The organism is Thermocrinis minervae (genome assembly GCF_900142435.1).
GTDB lineage: Bacteria > Aquificota > Aquificia > Aquificales > Aquificaceae > Thermocrinis_A > Thermocrinis_A minervae.
Genome location: NZ_LT670846.1, coordinates 1,316,139 through 1,331,354, shown reverse-complemented (window position 1 = coordinate 1,331,354; position 15,216 = coordinate 1,316,139). Strand labels below are relative to the sequence as shown.

Genomic DNA, 15,216 nt, shown 5'->3' with positions numbered 1-15,216 from the left:
GAAAGATTCAATTACGTCAGTATCGTTAATTCCTATATAGAACGTTTCTAATCTTCCTGGTGGAGTTGAAAGTGTAAAGGTGTGTGTAGACACCGCACCAACTAGGCCATGTTTCTAATCTTCCTGGTGGAGTTGAAAGGTGGCTGATATGCTTAAAGACAAGGAAACCAGGATCGTTTCTAATCTTCCTGGTGGAGTTGAAAGCAAGCTTTCAGTATTTACTTTGGTAGTTTGATGTTAGGTTTCTAATCTTCCTGGTGGAGTTGAAAGTCATTTTTCTCAACATACTTAGTCACATAATTGAATAGTTTCTAATCTTCCTGGTGGAGTTAAAAGGAATAAAAGCAGTTTGTAGGATCATGCATCAAAATTTGGAAGAAAAAAAATAAATACTCATGAGATCTGTACTCATCTACAGGCGCGGGGGTCTTGGAGATACACTCCTTGTATTCCCTCTGCTTGAGATCTTCAATAAGAAGGGTTATAGAGTGGTGGCAGTTGGAAACACGGACTATTACAGGCTTGCTGAAGAAGTAGGTTGGGCTGATTTAGTTCTGTCTGAGCTCCCACCGTGGGACGGAGAAAGGGTAATAATTTCCTACGAGGGTAACGTAAAGCCTTTTCCCGAAAAGAGGATTTGGATAGTTCAGCACTACCTGGAAAGCTTAGGACTAAAGGAGGATTTCTCTCAAGAGTTACCCATACAGGCTTCAAAGGGTGGTCCGTTAGAAGGTGTGGCGGTTCTTCATCCTTCAAGTGGTTCATGGAAGAAAAACCCAAAGCTTGAACTCTTTTTGAGTGTAGAGGAAGTTCTCAAGAGAAAAGGCTACAAGGTTGTCTACTTTGTAGGAGAAGCGGACCAGTGGCTAAAGGGCTACGTTAGCAACTTCTGGGAGAGTCTAAACTTGGTGGAGATAGCTAAAGCTCTAAAAGCTGCCAAGCTTTTTGTAGGGTTAGACAGCGGTATTTCTCACCTTTCGGCCTACTTGGGTGTACCAACCTTTATCTTCTATGGGCCTACAGATCCTATAGTATGGAGGCCAATAGGTAAAAGGGTCTTTCAGATAAGTCTAAACCTTGAGTGTTCTCCATGCTTTCCTAACGTATGTGAAGCAAGGGAATGCTTGGACGTAAACATGTTGCTTGATAGGTTCCTTTATTACTTTAACAGTTATACTTTTTAAAGGATGGAAGAAAAAAAGCCTGTAGTAGAGTTTAGGGCAAAAATCAAACAGATAATAACCGAGACACCTACCACAAAGACGTTGGTTTTTGACCTTCAGGGGATAGACTTTGACTTTTATCCTGGACAGTATGTCATGCTCCAGGTTCCGTATCCACCCACTGGAGAGATTTTGCGCAGGGCTTATTCAATAGCTAACTCACCCTTAAAGAAGGGTGTTCTGGAGCTCACTGTAAAGAGGACACCTAACGGTAAAGCGTCTGTGATACTTACAGAACACACCAAGGTGGGGGATGAGTTTACCATAAAGGGGCCTTATGGAAAGTTCTACTGGGTTCCTCAGATGGGTACAAGCCTTGTGCTCATCGGTGCAGGAAGTGGTATAGTGCCTCTTATGAGCATACTAAGACATATAGCTCTTGCGGGTCTTCATCATGTGAAGGCTACCCTTTTGTATTCAAACACTCACTTCGAAGAGATCATTTATAGACAGGAGTTAGAAGATCTAGACAAACTTCCTAACATAAAGGTGGTGCATACGTTGACAAGGTCCTGGCCGGAAGACTGGAAGGGTTACACGGGAAGGATAAACACTCAGATGATACTGAATGAAGTAGAGGACATTCCTGCAAACCTATACTACCTGTGTGGACCTCCTCAATTCGTGGACGACATGGAAAGAATACTGTTGGAGCTTTCCGTGGACAAAAGCCAGATAAAGAAGGAAAAATACGATTAGATAGCCCTCACGCAGAAGAACCCACCATCGGGGTAATATCCATCCTCTATCCTCCTGTCTTTGACAGGTTTAACATCCTGTGGCTCGTCAAAGAGTGTGGTCCTTACCGTGTCTATCCTAAAACCGGCTTTTTCCAGCATGTACCTTAGCTCATTGTAGGAGTAAAACCTTGCATGTTGGTATATAGGGTGGCCTTCTTGAGACTTTCTCCTGTAAAACTCTGCCCAAGGACTTTCTGAGAGGACAAGGCCTAGAAGTAGGGAACCTTCTCTTTTTAAGACCCTTCTGGCTTCCTTAAAGGCTTGAATAGGATCTTCAAAAAAGCAGATGGACACCACCATAAGGACGGTCTTAAAGGTTCCTTCTTTAAAGGGAAGTTCTTCGGCCTTTGCCAAGATGCCAAACGTTCCCCTCCTCCTGGCAATCTTGAGAAGCTCCATGGATGTGTCCACTCCGTACCTTATTCCAAGGGCTTGGGCGAACCTTCCGCTTCCTACTCCAACCTCTAGGGACAAACCACCTTCAAAGAGTCCTTTTAGGCAGGTAAGCTCAAGCTCAAAGGCTGACCTTCCGAAGGGCTTTTCGTACCACTCGTCGTACTTCTGAGAGTACTCATCAAAAACACGCATAGTAGAATATATAAGATAGATGAAAAACCTGTGGCTTAACTTGGGTATATTCTTTGCCCTAGTGTTTGCTTGCCTGATTGTGCTCGCCCTAAAACCCATAAACCTCGGACTTGATCTGAAGGGTGGAAGTTCAATAGTCTTGGAACCAGACATACAAAAGGCCATAAAGGACCTATATGAAAGACAGTCCAGCTATGTGGAAAAGCTCCTAAGCGATAAGGGTATAAAGGTGCTTGATGTGTCAGCCTCTAAGGAAAGTATAAAGGTGGAGCTTTTGGACAAGGATCAGCTAAAACAGGCGGTTAAGGTACTAGAAGAAAACCTAAGGGATTATGAGCTTACGGTAAGCGATGGTAACATACTCCTAAGGCTGAAGGACGCTAAGGAAGAAGACTTGGTAAACGGCATAGTGTCTCAGACGGTGGAGGTGCTACGCAGGAGGATAGACGAGCTTGGTGTGGTCCAGCCTGTAATAACAAAGCTTGGTAGGGATAGGATACTTGTAGAACTACCAGGAGTTCTTGACATACAAAGGGCAAAGTCCATAATAGGTAGGACGGCGGTCCTTGAACTCAAGCTAGTGGTAGATTCTGGTCCCAAGGAGGAGTTACAGAAGAGACTTACTAAGGATCTTGAGCTTTTACCCTCCAAAGAAGGTGTTTGGTTCCTTGTGGAGAAGACACCTGTCATAACAGGAAAGGATATAAGGACTGCCTACACGAGCCAAGATGAGTTTGGAGCTCCTGCTGTGAGCTTTGAGCTTACCTCTGAAGGTGCCAAGGCCTTTGCAGAAGCTACAGAGAAGAACATAGGAAAAAGGCTTGCCATAGTTTTGGATGGTGTGGTCATGTCTGCTCCTGTTATAAGGAGCAAGATCTCAGACAAAGGTCAGATAACGGGGAGGTTCACGCCCGAGGAAGCTAGGGATCTGGCTTTGGTGCTAAGGTCTGGAAGCCTTCCTACAGAGGTTAAATTCCTCCAAGAGAGTGTCGTAGGACCTTCTTTGGGTAGGGATGCTATAGAGCAAGCCAAGAAGGCAGGCTTTTTAGGTTCTATGCTTCTCTTTGCTTTGCTTATAGCTAGGTACAAAACTACGGGAGTGAGTGCTGTAGTGAGCATAATTTTCAACGTGCTTCTTCTCCTTAGTTCTCTTGTCCTGCTGGGTGCAACTCTAACCCTTCCTGGCATAGCAGGCATAATCCTAAACATGGGCATAGCCGTAGACTCTAACGTACTCATATACGAGAGGATAAGGGAAGAGCTAAGGCTAGGAAACAGCCCACGGAAGGCTATAGAACTAGGCTACAGGCGGACACTTGGAGCTGTATGGGATACGCACATAACACTGTTGGTGGCAGCTCTAATACTCTTCCAGTTTGGAAGTGGTCCTGTAAAAGGTTTTGCCACGACCCTCACCCTTGGAACTATAGCCTCCTTCATATCCAACGTTTACTATGCCAAGTTCTTCCTGGAAGTGCTGCATAAGCTAAGGCTCTTTAAGCTATGAGTTACCTTATGAACACCTATAAAAGGCTGCCTGTTAAGTTTGTAAGGGGTGAGGGAGTATACCTCTACGATGAGCAGGGTAGGAGGTACTTGGATTTCCTCTCTGGCATAGCTGTAAACTCTCTAGGGTATTCGGATCCGGACCTTGTGCATGCTATATGCCAGCAGGCAAAGGAACTCCTTCACGTGTCTAACCTCTTTGAAAATCCCTGGCAAGAAGAGCTGGCAGGGCTCCTGATAGACAGGTTCTGGGATAAGGGAGGTAAGGTCTTCTTTGCCAACAGCGGTACAGAAGCTAACGAAGGAGCCATAAAGCTCGCAAGGAAGTACTTCGACGGAAAGAGGTACAGGATCATTACCTTCTACAAAGGTTTTCATGGAAGGACTTACGGAAGTATGTCTGCCACAGCGCAAGAGAAGATACATAAGGGTTTTGAGCCTCTCTTAGAGGGTTTTGACTATGCAGAACTCAACAACTTTGACTCAGTGCTCAAAGCTCTAAAGAAGGATACGGCTGGCATCATGCTTGAGGTTATCCAGGGTGAAGGCGGTGTAAACCCAGCCACGGAGGAGTTTTTGGGTAAGGTTGGAGAACTCTGCAAAAAGGAAGGTCTTCTACTTATAGTGGATGAAGTACAGACGGGTGTAGGAAGGACTGGAAGGTTTTACGCCTACGAACATTATCCCATAAAGCCAGACATAGTAACTCTTGCAAAGGGCTTGGGTGGTGGAGTGCCCATAGGTGCCCTTATAGCCTCGGGTGAAGTGGCCAAGGCCTTCGTACCTGGTTCCCATGGCTCTACCTTCGGCGGCAATCCGTTGGCATGCAAGGCTGCTTCGGTGGTGGTCAGGAAGGTGATAGACCTACTGCCTCAGATACAAAGGGTAGGTAGCTACCTGGAGATGAGGTTAAGGGAGCTGGAGGTCAAAGAGCTTAGGGGGAAGGGTCTCATGTGGGGTCTTGAACTGGGAAGAGATTGTACACATATTGTAGAAAAGGCGCTAAAGATGGGTCTGGTTGTTAACTGCACGGCAGGCAGTGTTATAAGGCTCTTACCTCCCTTGATAATAAGGGAGGAACACGTGGACGAAGCAATGGAAGTGCTGGGGAGGATTATACATGAGTGATATTTCCCTTATAGGTGCCTTCTTGGGTGGTCTTCTGTCCTTCCTTTCTCCGTGTGTGCTTCCCATAGTACCGGGCTACCTTTCTTACCTTTCAGGGGTAGGAGCCTCTCAAAAGGAGACAAAGGGCTTTAACTTTCCTGTATTCCTGTCGGCGCTCCTGTTCGTGATGGGCTTTTCTATAGCCTTTACCCTCATGGGTGCAGGTGCTACCCTTCTGGGACAGTCCTTCAGGGACTACCAAGACTTAGTGGTAAAGGTGGGCGGTGGTGTTGTGGTTTTCTTTGGTCTTCACTTTGCCGGAGTCTTTCTGCGGAAGAACTTTCTGATGGAGCTTTTTGGAGTAGCTGCTCTCTTCTTGTCCTTGTACTTCTTGAAGGTGATAAGCCAAGAGACTCTTTTTACCCTGTTGGGTATAGTGGGCGTGGTCTTTTTTCTTTACAGCTTTTCCCTTCATGAGGTTCTCTACAGGCAGATGAGGGTTGAAGTGAAGGGCAGCACTTCCTTTGTGGGGGCTTTTCTGATGGGCCTTCTGTTTGCCTTCGGTTGGAGCCCGTGTATAGGCCCCGTGCTTGGCACCATACTCTTGTACGCAAGCCAGCAGGAAACGGCTTTGAAAGGTGCAAGCCTCCTCTTCTTTTATTCCCTGGGCCTAGGTATACCTTTTGTGGTAGGAGGAGCTTTCTTGTCCATCTTCCTGGAGTTCATAAAGAAGTTCAGCAGGTTCTTCCATGCCGTTGAGGTGATAGGCGGTCTGCTCCTGGTCCTTTTGGGCTACCTGCTTGCAAGCGGTAAACTCGCCGAAATCTCTACTCTCCTGGGTGCATGATGTTCGTGGCGATAGTAGACTACTTCATGGGCAACCTAAGGAGCGTATCCAAGGCACTTGAGCACGTAGGTCTTAACGTAGTCATTACCCAGGACAGCGATGTCATCAGGAAGGCGAGAGCTTTGGTACTGCCCGGGGTTGGTGCCTTTAGGGATGCAGTAAGGAACCTAAAGGCTCTGTCCCTCTGGGATGAGATACTCAGGTTCATAGAATCTGGAAGGCCCTTTTTAGGCGTGTGTCTGGGGCATCAGCTTCTGTTTGAGAGGAGCTACGAGTTTGGAGAGGAAAGGGGTCTTGGTGTGTTTGAGGGTGAGGTGGTGCTCCTGCCCACGAAGGTAAAGGTACCTCACATAGGTTGGAACCAGGTCTGGAAGAAGAGGGAGTCTAAGCTCTTGGAAGACATCAAGGATGGAGAGTACTTTTACTTTGTCCACTCTTACCACGTTCTCCCAAAAGACATGAGCATAGTCGTGGGTACCACAGACTACGGTATAGATTTCGTGTCTGCTATAGAGTATGAAAACATATTCTCGGTGCAGTTCCATCCGGAAAAAAGCCAAAAGGCAGGTCTAAAACTCTTGGAGAACTTCAAAAGGGTAGTTCTAAATGGCTAAGCTTTGCTTAGCTTTGGACCTTCCTTCTGAAAAGGCCAAGGAAGTCCTCTTTAGTCTGAAGGGCTACCCTCTAGTGATCAAGGTAGGTTACAAACTCTTCATCTCCCATCATAGGGCCATAACGGATCTTGTCAAAGAGCTAGGCTTTGAACTCTTTCTTGACTTAAAGCTTCATGACATTCCCAACACGGTCAAAGAAGGTGTACTGTCTGCCAGGGACCTTGGAGCTGACTACCTTACACTGCATATACTCTCTGGAAAACAGGCCTTGAGGGAAGCTGTAAAGGTAAAGGGAAACACAAAGCTCCTGGGTGTCAGCGTGCTCACTAGCCTCACAGAGGAAGACCTCGAGGATCTTGGCTTTTGCAGCAGCTTAGAAGAGGAAGTGGTTAGACTTGTATCTTTAGGTATGTCTGAGGGTATTGACGGTGTGGTATGCTCTGGTCTTGAAGCTCCTAAGATAAAGGATCTCTTCCCGCATGCCTTTGTGGTAGTCCCTGGAGTAAGGTTCAGGGGTGATGAGGTGCAGGACCAGAAGAGGGTCTTGTTCTTGGAGGACCTGCCTAAAGGTGTGGTGGACATGGTAGTGATGGGTAGGTCTCTCCTGGAGAACCTAAGAAGGATAGACAGAGCTCTGGAGATACTCCATGAAAGGTAAAGACTTTTTGGCCTTGACGGTGGGTTTTAACCTAGCGGGGGGAGTGATAGCGGGCCTCATGGTGGGTTATGCCTTTGACAAATGGCTCATGGAAGGCCTGTTCAAGGTTAAAACTTTTCCCTTTGGGCTTATCTTTTTCTTTATCATAGGTATAGTATCCGGTATAAGGAACGCTTACAGAGATCTTAAAAGACTTTGACGGGGCGTGGCTCAGGTGGTAGAGCGTCGGCTTCGGGAGCCGAAGGTCGGGGGTTCGAGTCCCCTCGCCCCGATGAAAAAAGGAGGTTAGCCGTGAAGGGTATAAAGCTAAAGAGGTTTAAGATAAAGGTCTTTGGAAGCCAGGGTAAGGTTTTGGGTAAGGGCCTTTCTGAGGAACATACTGCCTTTTTACACAACCTTCTTACCAACGACATAAAGTCTATGAAGGATGGCACCCTTACCTACAACCTCATGCTAAGGCAGAATGGCTCACCCATAAGAGACTTCTTCGTCTACAAGCTCGGAAATTACTACATACTTGACACCGATGAACATCCTAACAGTCTTATCCCAGAGTTGGAAAAGCTAAAGCTCTCTCTGCGTGTATACTTTGAGAAACTCCCATACGAGCATCTGCTTATCTTCGGCAATGGGGCTAGGGAGTACATAAAGGAAACCTTTGGCCTGGAGCTTGAACCTCAGAGTCTAAAGTCTTTAGACAATCTTATAGTGGCCAGGAATGACCTTAGGATAAAGGAAGAGGCTTATGAAATCATGGGTCAGAACCTTCCAGAGGTACCAGCTCAGTACATAGATGAGGAAGATTTGGAAGACCTCAGGATAGCCAAAGGTATACCGGCTATAGGTAAAGAGCTTAAGGAAGGATTTTCTCCCCTTGAGGCATGCCTTGGTGGTATTGCCATAAGCTTTACTAAAGGCTGCTATGTGGGTCAGGAGGCTATAGCTAGAGTCTACTACAAGGGAAGGCTTCCACGAGCTTTGGCTCAGCTTGAGGTGGATAAGGGTGTTCAAGAAGGGCAGGAGATAGTAGACCAAGAAGGTCAGAGAGTTGGCCTTATAACCTCTGTAAGTCCAAAGAGTAGTTTAGCTTTAGGTTACATACTGAGAGAAAAGGTAAAGGAAGGTGTTACCTACACAGCTGGAGACAAAAGGGTAAGACTGCTTAAGGTATACGAGTGTCAAGAAGAAAAGCCAAAGCCAAAAGCGGGAACCTTACTTTTAGGTCCTAAGAAACCTCTCTAAGGAGGAAGTTAATATAGTCTCTGTCTGAAAACCTTTCCTTTAGATGCTTGACGAAAAGAGCAGCGGTAAAACCGTTAAGCACAACGTGGTTGAAGGTAAAGGTGAGGTGTGCTTTACCCTCTTGGTCCATGGCTCCTACGGCTACTATGCATGCATGTCCGTAAGGCAGGACAGCATCGAAAGATCTTATTCCAAGCATGCCAAGGTTTGAGACAGTCAGAGTAGCACCCTGTATTTCCTCTAAGGAGAGTTTTTTCTCTTCTGCCCTCTTTCTCAGCTGATTTAGTTCGTTTGCTATCTGTCTTAAGTTTTTCTTCTCTACAGACTTCACTACCGGGTTGTATAGATCTTCTCCCACTGCCACAGCCACTGATACGTTAGATGAAGGAAGGATAAGGTAGTGATCTTCTCTGTATATGGCCCTTAGCCTTTCAAATACCTGCATGGAGTCCCCTACTATCTTCACTATCCAGTGAGTGAGAGTAATACCTTCTATCTTGGGTATGAAGGAAAAGTCAAACACTTCGTGTATGTGAAAATAGGGGAAGCTGAGTACACTTTTTGTAAGGTTCGCTATGAGAGCCTTTTGAACACTAGATACGGGAACTTTTCTGGGTATTCCCCTCTTCTCTATGAAGGCCAGAAGCATGTCCTCGGTTATCTTGACCTCGCCAAATTCCTCCAGAACTTCCTTTATGTTCAGCTCGTATTCTTTTAAGAGCTCTAAAGCCTTGGGTGTAAAGTACCTCTCTGTTAAAAACTCTTGCACATCTTTGGCATGCGCAGGTGAAGGAAGCCTGCCTTCCTTTTGAAGCTCCTCCAGGTTGATGTTGTATTCCTTCGCTAGAACCTTGGCGTATGGTGATGCAAATCCACTGGGAAGCTCCAACCTCTCTACGTTTATCTTGGGTTTTTCAAAGACAGGTTTTTCTTCTTTGGGTTGTTTGGTAACTTCCTTGACCGTAGGTTCCTTCTCTTGAGTTGCCTCTCCTTTTAGCTCCAGCAGTGCTATAGGTTTTCCTACCTCTACCTCTTGACCCTCCTCAACAAGGATAGCCTTGAGTATGCCGCTCTTGAAGGCCTGAAGCTCCATAACGGCTTTTTCAGCTTCTATTTCAGCTATCACATCCCCCTTCTGTACAAACTCACCCTCCTTTTTTAGCCACCTTACCACCTTGCCCCTTTCCATGGTATCCGAAAACTGAGGCATAACTATTTCATAGTCCATGTCTTCTACTCCACTGTAGTATTTCCCTGTATATCCTCTCAGGTGTTGGAATGGCCATAAGCTCTAGCTTCCTGTTGTAGGGTATGGGAACATCCTCACCGGCTACCCTCAAGGGTGGAGCATCCAGGTAGTAGAAGAGCTCTTCACTAACTCTTGCAGATATCTCCGCTCCAAGCCCTAAAGTCTTTGGTGCTTCGTAAACTACCACAAGCCTTTTTGTCTTCCTTACCGATTCGTATATACCCTCAAAGTCTATAGGTCTTAAGGATACAAGATCTAGGACTTCACAGGAGATGCCTTCTTTTTCGAGCTCATCTACCGCCGCCATAACGTCGTGCACCATCTTTAGATAAGACACTATGGTCACGTCCTTGCCTTCTTTGATCCTTCTTACCTTGAAAGGATCAAAGTCTTTGACGTACTCAAAGGGAAAGTCCATAGGATAAAGGAGTGGATGCTCAAGGAATATGACAGGATCGTCAAGCCTTATGGCGTACAGAAGCCCATGGTAGGCGCTTATGGAATCCGAGGCACAAAAGACATAAAGACCTGGGACGGATGCAAACATGTGCTCCAAGCTTTGAGAGTGTTGAGCTGCTAGCTGTTTAGCCGCACCCTGAGGCATGCGTACCACTATAGGTAAGGCTATCTTACCACCGCTCATGTACCTTATCTTCGCCATGTTGTTGACTATCTGGTCCATGGCTAGCATGGCGAAGTTGGCTGTCATTATCTCGGCCACTGGCCTTAGACCTACCGTAGCCATGCCTATGGCCGTGCCCACTATAGAATTCTCCGCTATGGGAGTGTCTATAACTCTCTTGTCCCCGTACTTGGCATAAAGTCCTTCTGTTACCTTGTAGTTTCCTCCATAAAAGCCCACATCCTCCCCTAAGATGACCACCGTAGGGTCCTTTTCCATAGCGTGGTCAAGGGCAAGGTTTAAAGCATCACGGTAGAGCATCAGCACACACCCCGCAGTATACGTCCCTGTAAAGCTCCTCTACATCTGGGTCTGGAGAGTTCAAGGCAAACTCTACAGCCTCTTCTACTATCTGTTCTACCCTCCTGTCTATGATGTTTATCTGCTCTTCTGTGAGCCATCCCATCTGCAAAGCTTTCTGCCTAAGCAGCTCTATGGGATCCCTCCTTCTGAACATCTCCACTTCCCTCGGTGGTCTGTAATCGGGTTTGTCAGCCATGGAGTGACCTTCAAACCTGTAGGTTATGGCCTCTATGTAGTAAGGCTTTGAATGCTCCTGTATGTACTCTTTAGCCTTTACCACTGCTTCGTAAACGGCAAACACGTCCATACCATCCACTTGAACAGCAGGCATGTAGTCTTTTACCTTGAGGTAGGTGTCTTTAAAAGCGGATACCCTTTCTATCCTCGTACCTATGGCATAAAAGTTGTTCACGCATAGGAAAAGGACAGGTACTTCCCAGACTGTGGCTAGGTTTATGGACTCAAAGAAGCTCCCACCGTTTGTAGCACCATCTCCAAAGATAGCTAAGACTCCAGCCTTTTCACCCCTAACCTTCCTTGCGTATGCAGCACCTACAGCGTGTGGAAGATGAGCACCCACTATAGCGTTCCCACCGTAGAAGTCAAGCTTGGGCTCGTACAGATGCATGGATCCACCTTTCCCCTTTGATACACCTGTGACCTTGCCGAATAGTTCTGCCATTATCAGCTTAGGATCCATACCTCTAGCCAAAGCAAGCACGTGTTCTCTGTAAGGACAGAAAAGATCTCCCTTACCAAAACCAATGACAGCCCCGACGCTCACAGCCTCTTGTCCTATGTCTAGGTGTAGGAAGCCCGATATGTTTCCTTTTAGGTACTTTTCCTTTGCCCTGAGTTCAAACTCCCTCCCAAGCTTCATAAGAAAATAAAACTTTTCGGCCAAAAGTTGACTCATGCCAACAATTATAATAAATACGTACGGATGTTAAAGGTAGGCCTTACAGGAAACATAGGGTGTGGAAAGTCTACTGTAGCCAGATTCTTAAAAGATCTGTCGTGTGTTGTCTTTGATGCAGACCAAATCATAAGGAGCTTTTACGAAGAGAAGGGAGAGGTGTATCAAAGAATAGTTTCCATCTTTGGAAGAGAAGTGTTAGACCAAGAGGGGAACATAGACAGAAAAAAGCTAGCAGATCTTGTCTTTTCGGACGAGGAAAAGCTAAGAATCTTGGAGGAGATAACCCACAATGCTCTGTATAGGAAGCTGGATGAGGAGTTTTCCAAGTTACCAAAAGGTAGCATAGTGGTTGTAGAAGCTAGCCTCCTTGTAGAAAAGGGAACTTACAAAAACTACGATTTTCTGGTGGTAGTTTATGCTCCTTACGAAGTGTGTAAGAGACGAGCCATCCTCAAAGGTATGGAGGAAGAAGACTTTGAGAGAAGATGGAAAAGGCAGATGCCCATAGAAGAAAAGCTCAGGTATGCTCACTTTATAGTGGACAACTCAGACTCCCTTGAAAGGACCGAGAGGCAAGTACGTGATTTATACGTTAGGCTCCGTAACCTTGCCGACTTTAGCCTTTAAAGCACATACAGGGCACACATCCCTTGATGTAGGCTCTCCGCATACCTTACACGGTCTTAGATTGGTTTGCTCTTGCTCTTGGTTTAACAGTGGATAGATCTTTCTGAGGAATTCCATGTAGAACCTAAGTTTTGTACCAGGATGCCTTTCTTCAAGCTCCGACAAGAGCTTTTTGTACTCTATGCTGGTCGAACCTTCCGAAAAGGGACATTCGTACTCTATATACTCAATGCCTGCCATAAAAGCATACAGGGCACTTTCCTTTTCGCTCATTTTACACAGAGGCTTTACCTTCCTCACAAAACCCTTCCCCTCTTCCAAAACAGGGTACTGCCTTTTCAAGTAATCAAGGTTCCAGCTAAGGACGTTGGAGAAGAGCACAGCTACTTCATCGTCCAGGTTGTGGCCCGTGGCCACCACGTTGTAGCCTAGTTTTTTGGCGTAGTGGTTCATGTAGTACCTCTTTAGAGTCCCGCAGAAGGAGCATGCAGGTCTTGGGTCTTCCTTTTTTATCTCAGGTATGCTAAGAACCTCTTCCTTAAGGCTTACTGTATGAAGCTCTCTTCCTATGTTGTTTGCAAACTTTATGGCCAAGTTCTTTGAATCCTCCGAGTATTGACCTATACCCAAGTCTATATAGAGTCCATCAGCTTGATAGCCTAGCTTGTGTAGTGTGTTCCACAGGGATAGGCTATCTTTACCACCAGATACAGCAACAAGTATCCTGTCCTTTTTGGAGAACATCCTAAACTCTCTTATTGTGCCCTCTACCCTGTTTTCAAACCACTCGATGTAATGCTCTCTACACAGGGAGAGCCTGTACTGAGGTAGATAGACTTCAGCTTTTTTGTTACACTTAACGCATTTTCTCATTTCTTTTTAGGCAATAGGGCAAAGATTAAAAACTGGCCTTCCTTCTTGGGAGGAGCTTCCAAGACTCCCACATCAGACAGCTCGGATATTATCCTGTTGGCGAGTTTTTCACCAAGTTCAGGATACATGATCTCTCTACCCTTAAACTTTATCCTCACCTTTACTTTATCTCCGTCCTGCAAAAACTCCCTCATGTGTTTTAGCTTAACCTGAAGGTCGTGTTCGTCTATGCGAGTACTCAACTGTATATCCTTTACTTCTATAGCATGCTCTTTCTGCTTCTTCTTTGCTTCCTTCTCTTTCTTTTTGAGCTCGTAGAGGAACTTTCCATAGTCCAAGAGCTTGCATACAGGTGGATTAGCCTGCGGGGCTATCTCCACGAGGTCAAGCCCCCTTTCTTCAGCCATACGCAGAGCTGTCTCAATGTCCACTATACCTATCTGCTTGCCATTCTCGTCTATTAGCCTTACCTCCTTTACACCTCTTATCTGTCTGTTAACCCTGTAGTTCTGCATTTACACCTCCATCAGTTTTTAGTTTTAGTAATAGTAAATAGAACAAATACGGCCAGTATAAAGTTACAGAAAAGAAGGAAAGTAGAAAGATAAGAAAGTTTCCTAAAGCGTGCCCTTTTAGGGTCATTGTAGGACAACAGGTCTATGTCACCTACTTCAGTCCTTTTGTAAAGCTTAATGTAATGAGAAAGAAGGACGTTACTCAAAAGACCCATAATGAGCAAAGTTGAATAAAGTTTTTCATCAGAGAGTATAAGATAAGCAAGAAGTAGAAAAAGGGCAAGGAGGTAAAAGCGCCACAGTATCCTTCCGTACAGACGTCCTGCAAGGTTCTTATAATCGGTACTTCGTGTCAGAACAGGAGCCACTACGAACACCAGAAGAAATAAGGAGCCAGTGTACAGGGAAAGCAACAGCCTATCCATCAAAGACGACTACTCTGTTCCTACCTTCCCTCTTGGCCGTGTAAAGGGCCATGTCTGCGCACTCCACATCCTTCATAGGGTCTTCAAAGTTGCTTATCTGTTTAATACCTGCACTAAGAGTTATATGAAGCATCTCTTCACACAGCTTCTTTATCCTTTCGGCTACCACTTTTGCGCTTCTTATATCTGTGTAAGGCAGTAGTATGACGAACTCCTCACCTCCGTACCTAAAGGCCACATCGGACTTCCTCAAAGATCCGACTATAATCTCCGCTACCTTTTTTAACACCGAGTCTCCATAAAGGTGTCCGTAAGTGTCGTTTATAAGCTTGAAGTTGTCTAAGTCTAGGAGTATTATAGACAAGGCCATACCGTACCTTTTGGCTCTTGCCGCTTCCCTAGGAAGGGCTTCCTCCAGGTAAAGTCTGTTGTAAAGGCCGGTAAGAGGATCTTTGTATACGTTTTCCTTCAGACTATCTATAAGTAGTTTGTCCAACCATGATTGAATTAACAGTACTAGATCGCGCGCCTTTCTTATAAACCAATCAACGTACATAAGGTCTTTTTGATGGAGTACTTCCTGCAGGAGGTCTATGAGCTTTTCGCGTTGTTCCTCTAAATATTCTATATGTTTTTCTTTAATGGAAGTATTAAGGAGGTACAATTCTTTTCTGAAGGGTGGTGTTTTGTTGGCCTCCAGAAGTTCCTCTGACCTTTCTTCCAAAAACCTTTGAAAGAATTCCATGTAGAACCTTTTCAAACGGTACACACTGTCTATAAGATTCTCCATATGAAGTTCTTCTTTAAAGGTCTCTTGCGCGTGCTTCATGTAAGGTAGGAGAAGGTAGTAGAAAAAGTCGGAAAGTGTACTCTGATCAAAGTACTCCTTCAGGTTAGAGTACAGGCTGATAATCAGTGCGTACGGAACACCGTTCTGGTAAAGAATTTCACCCAAGCTTTTTAGTTCCTCTCTGTCCCACCTGTTTTCTACTAAATCTTGAATGGCTTTTTTTAGAATCTCAAAACCTTCGTAGCCTTCAAAGAGCTTAAGCTGTTCCCTTAAACCTTCCATTTCTGTTTCTTCATATTATAGCTACG

The 15,216-nt window shown here is 45.5% G+C and carries 18 protein-coding genes, 1 tRNA gene and 1 CRISPR repeat array (1 of these 20 cut by a window edge); of the genes, 11 read left to right on the top strand and 8 right to left on the bottom strand.

The window, feature by feature from the left end:
* A CRISPR array of direct repeats spans window positions 1-336; the repeat unit is 29 nt; unit sequence GTTTCTAATCTTCCTGGTGGAGTTGAAAG (it extends 90 nt beyond the left edge of the window).
* Window positions 337-395: 59 nt separating this feature from the next.
* The gene (locus B5444_RS07460) at window positions 396-1,184 is read left to right on the top strand and encodes a glycosyltransferase family 9 protein (RefSeq protein ID WP_079654582.1); all 789 of its coding nucleotides are present in this window, start codon (window positions 396-398) and stop codon (window positions 1,182-1,184) included.
* A gap of 3 nt (window positions 1,185-1,187) precedes the next feature.
* Complete coding sequence (locus tag B5444_RS07455) at window positions 1,188-1,922, top strand: ferredoxin reductase (protein WP_079654581.1); 735 nt, start codon at window positions 1,188-1,190, stop codon at window positions 1,920-1,922.
* On the opposite strand, the gene B5444_RS07450 is transcribed toward B5444_RS07455, so the two are convergent.
* Entirely contained in the window at window positions 1,919-2,551 is a 633-nt protein-coding gene (locus B5444_RS07450) for a class I SAM-dependent methyltransferase (RefSeq protein WP_079654580.1), read from the bottom strand. The two genes, B5444_RS07455 and B5444_RS07450, sit on opposite strands and share 4 nt — an antisense overlap.
* 19 nt (window positions 2,552-2,570) lie before the next feature.
* Between B5444_RS07450 and secD the strand changes: the two genes are divergently transcribed.
* The 8 genes from secD to ygfZ all read left to right on the top strand — a co-directional run bounded on the left by secD (window position 2,571) and on the right by ygfZ (window position 8,525).
* Window positions 2,571-4,058, top strand: coding sequence for a protein translocase subunit SecD (gene secD / locus B5444_RS07445; protein ID WP_079654579.1), 1,488 nt, complete (start codon window positions 2,571-2,573; stop codon window positions 4,056-4,058).
* Window positions 4,059-4,066: 8 nt separating this feature from the next.
* A complete protein-coding gene (locus B5444_RS07440; protein WP_231967113.1) occupies window positions 4,067-5,185 on the top strand; it encodes an aspartate aminotransferase family protein in 1,119 nt (372 codons plus the stop codon).
* Window positions 5,178-6,011: a cytochrome c biogenesis CcdA family protein gene (locus tag B5444_RS07435; protein ID WP_079654577.1), complete on the top strand. Its 834-nt coding sequence runs from the start codon at window positions 5,178-5,180 to the stop codon at window positions 6,009-6,011. The genes B5444_RS07440 and B5444_RS07435 overlap by 8 nt, the downstream gene beginning before the upstream one ends.
* Window positions 6,011-6,625, top strand: coding sequence for an imidazole glycerol phosphate synthase subunit HisH (gene hisH, locus B5444_RS07430; protein ID WP_079654576.1), 615 nt, complete (start codon window positions 6,011-6,013; stop codon window positions 6,623-6,625). Before B5444_RS07435 ends, hisH begins: the two co-directional genes overlap by 1 nt.
* Window positions 6,618-7,283, top strand: coding sequence for an orotidine-5'-phosphate decarboxylase (gene pyrF / locus B5444_RS07425; protein WP_079654575.1), 666 nt, complete (start codon window positions 6,618-6,620; stop codon window positions 7,281-7,283). The genes hisH and pyrF overlap by 8 nt, the downstream gene beginning before the upstream one ends.
* Window positions 7,273-7,482 carry an AtpZ/AtpI family protein gene (locus B5444_RS07420; RefSeq protein WP_079654574.1) on the top strand — a complete coding sequence of 70 codons (210 nt, stop codon included), beginning with the start codon at window positions 7,273-7,275 and terminating at the stop codon, window positions 7,480-7,482. Before pyrF ends, B5444_RS07420 begins: the two co-directional genes overlap by 11 nt.
* Window positions 7,483-7,555 (top strand) — tRNA-Pro (locus tag B5444_RS07415).
* 19 nt (window positions 7,556-7,574) lie between these two features.
* A complete protein-coding gene (ygfZ, locus tag B5444_RS07410) occupies window positions 7,575-8,525 on the top strand; it encodes a CAF17-like 4Fe-4S cluster assembly/insertion protein YgfZ (RefSeq protein ID WP_079654573.1) in 951 nt (316 codons plus the stop codon).
* Here ygfZ and B5444_RS07405 read toward each other — a convergent pair.
* From B5444_RS07405 to B5444_RS07395, 3 genes are read right to left on the bottom strand one after another with little or no spacing between them, the layout of a single operon-like run.
* On the bottom strand, window positions 8,509-9,753 hold the full coding sequence (locus B5444_RS07405) for a dihydrolipoamide acetyltransferase family protein (protein WP_079654572.1): 1,245 nt from the start codon (window positions 9,751-9,753) through the stop codon (window positions 8,509-8,511). The two genes, ygfZ and B5444_RS07405, sit on opposite strands and share 17 nt — an antisense overlap.
* Window positions 9,743-10,717: an alpha-ketoacid dehydrogenase subunit beta gene (locus B5444_RS07400; protein WP_079654571.1), complete on the bottom strand. Its 975-nt coding sequence runs from the start codon at window positions 10,715-10,717 to the stop codon at window positions 9,743-9,745. The genes B5444_RS07405 and B5444_RS07400 overlap by 11 nt, the downstream gene beginning before the upstream one ends.
* Window positions 10,704-11,675, bottom strand: coding sequence for a thiamine pyrophosphate-dependent dehydrogenase E1 component subunit alpha (locus B5444_RS07395; RefSeq protein WP_079654570.1), 972 nt, complete (start codon window positions 11,673-11,675; stop codon window positions 10,704-10,706). Before B5444_RS07395 ends, B5444_RS07400 begins: the two co-directional genes overlap by 14 nt.
* 27 nt (window positions 11,676-11,702) lie before the next feature.
* On the opposite strand from B5444_RS07395, the gene coaE reads away from it, so the two are divergent.
* Window positions 11,703-12,305, top strand: coding sequence for a dephospho-CoA kinase (gene coaE / locus B5444_RS07390; RefSeq protein WP_079654569.1), 603 nt, complete (start codon window positions 11,703-11,705; stop codon window positions 12,303-12,305).
* On the opposite strand, the gene B5444_RS07385 is transcribed toward coaE, so the two are convergent.
* From B5444_RS07385 to B5444_RS07370, 4 genes are read right to left on the bottom strand one after another with little or no spacing between them, the layout of a single operon-like run.
* On the bottom strand, window positions 12,264-13,178 hold the full coding sequence (locus B5444_RS07385) for a TIGR00269 family protein (protein ID WP_079654568.1): 915 nt from the start codon (window positions 13,176-13,178) through the stop codon (window positions 12,264-12,266). The two genes, coaE and B5444_RS07385, sit on opposite strands and share 42 nt — an antisense overlap.
* The gene (gene infC, locus B5444_RS07380; protein WP_079654567.1) at window positions 13,175-13,693 is read right to left on the bottom strand and encodes a translation initiation factor IF-3; all 519 of its coding nucleotides are present in this window, start codon (window positions 13,691-13,693) and stop codon (window positions 13,175-13,177) included. Before infC ends, B5444_RS07385 begins: the two co-directional genes overlap by 4 nt.
* A gap of 11 nt (window positions 13,694-13,704) precedes the next feature.
* Window positions 13,705-14,118 carry a hypothetical protein gene (locus tag B5444_RS07375; RefSeq protein WP_079654566.1) on the bottom strand — a complete coding sequence of 138 codons (414 nt, stop codon included), beginning with the start codon at window positions 14,116-14,118 and terminating at the stop codon, window positions 13,705-13,707.
* Complete coding sequence (locus B5444_RS07370) at window positions 14,111-15,190, bottom strand: GGDEF domain-containing protein (protein ID WP_079654565.1); 1,080 nt, start codon at window positions 15,188-15,190, stop codon at window positions 14,111-14,113. Before B5444_RS07370 ends, B5444_RS07375 begins: the two co-directional genes overlap by 8 nt.
* Window positions 15,191-15,216 lie beyond the last annotated feature (26 nt).

Bases quoted from the DNA above. Each gene is read 5' to 3' on its own strand.
- B5444_RS07460 (WP_079654582.1), top strand. From the start codon at position 396: ATGAGATCTGTACTCATCTACAGGCGCGGGGGTCTTGGAGATACACTC.
- B5444_RS07455 (WP_079654581.1), top strand. From the start codon at position 1,188: ATGGAAGAAAAAAAGCCTGTAGTAGAGTTTAGGGCAAAAATCAAACAG.
- B5444_RS07450 (WP_079654580.1), bottom strand. From the start codon at position 2,551: ATGCGTGTTTTTGATGAGTACTCTCAGAAGTACGACGAGTGGTACGAA.
- secD (WP_079654579.1), top strand. From the start codon at position 2,571: ATGAAAAACCTGTGGCTTAACTTGGGTATATTCTTTGCCCTAGTGTTT.
- B5444_RS07440 (WP_231967113.1), top strand. From the start codon at position 4,067: ATGAACACCTATAAAAGGCTGCCTGTTAAGTTTGTAAGGGGTGAGGGA.
- B5444_RS07435 (WP_079654577.1), top strand. From the start codon at position 5,178: ATGAGTGATATTTCCCTTATAGGTGCCTTCTTGGGTGGTCTTCTGTCC.
- hisH (WP_079654576.1), top strand. From the start codon at position 6,011: ATGTTCGTGGCGATAGTAGACTACTTCATGGGCAACCTAAGGAGCGTA.
- pyrF (WP_079654575.1), top strand. From the start codon at position 6,618: ATGGCTAAGCTTTGCTTAGCTTTGGACCTTCCTTCTGAAAAGGCCAAG.
- B5444_RS07420 (WP_079654574.1), top strand. From the start codon at position 7,273: ATGAAAGGTAAAGACTTTTTGGCCTTGACGGTGGGTTTTAACCTAGCG.
- B5444_RS07405 (WP_079654572.1), bottom strand. From the start codon at position 9,753: ATGGACTATGAAATAGTTATGCCTCAGTTTTCGGATACCATGGAAAGG.
- B5444_RS07400 (WP_079654571.1), bottom strand. From the start codon at position 10,717: ATGCTCTACCGTGATGCTTTAAACCTTGCCCTTGACCACGCTATGGAA.
- B5444_RS07395 (WP_079654570.1), bottom strand. From the start codon at position 11,675: ATGAGTCAACTTTTGGCCGAAAAGTTTTATTTTCTTATGAAGCTTGGG.
- coaE (WP_079654569.1), top strand. From the start codon at position 11,703: ATGTTAAAGGTAGGCCTTACAGGAAACATAGGGTGTGGAAAGTCTACT.
- B5444_RS07385 (WP_079654568.1), bottom strand. From the start codon at position 13,178: ATGAGAAAATGCGTTAAGTGTAACAAAAAAGCTGAAGTCTATCTACCT.
- infC (WP_079654567.1), bottom strand. From the start codon at position 13,693: ATGCAGAACTACAGGGTTAACAGACAGATAAGAGGTGTAAAGGAGGTA.
- B5444_RS07375 (WP_079654566.1), bottom strand. From the start codon at position 14,118: ATGGATAGGCTGTTGCTTTCCCTGTACACTGGCTCCTTATTTCTTCTG.
- B5444_RS07370 (WP_079654565.1), bottom strand. From the start codon at position 15,190: ATGGAAGGTTTAAGGGAACAGCTTAAGCTCTTTGAAGGCTACGAAGGT.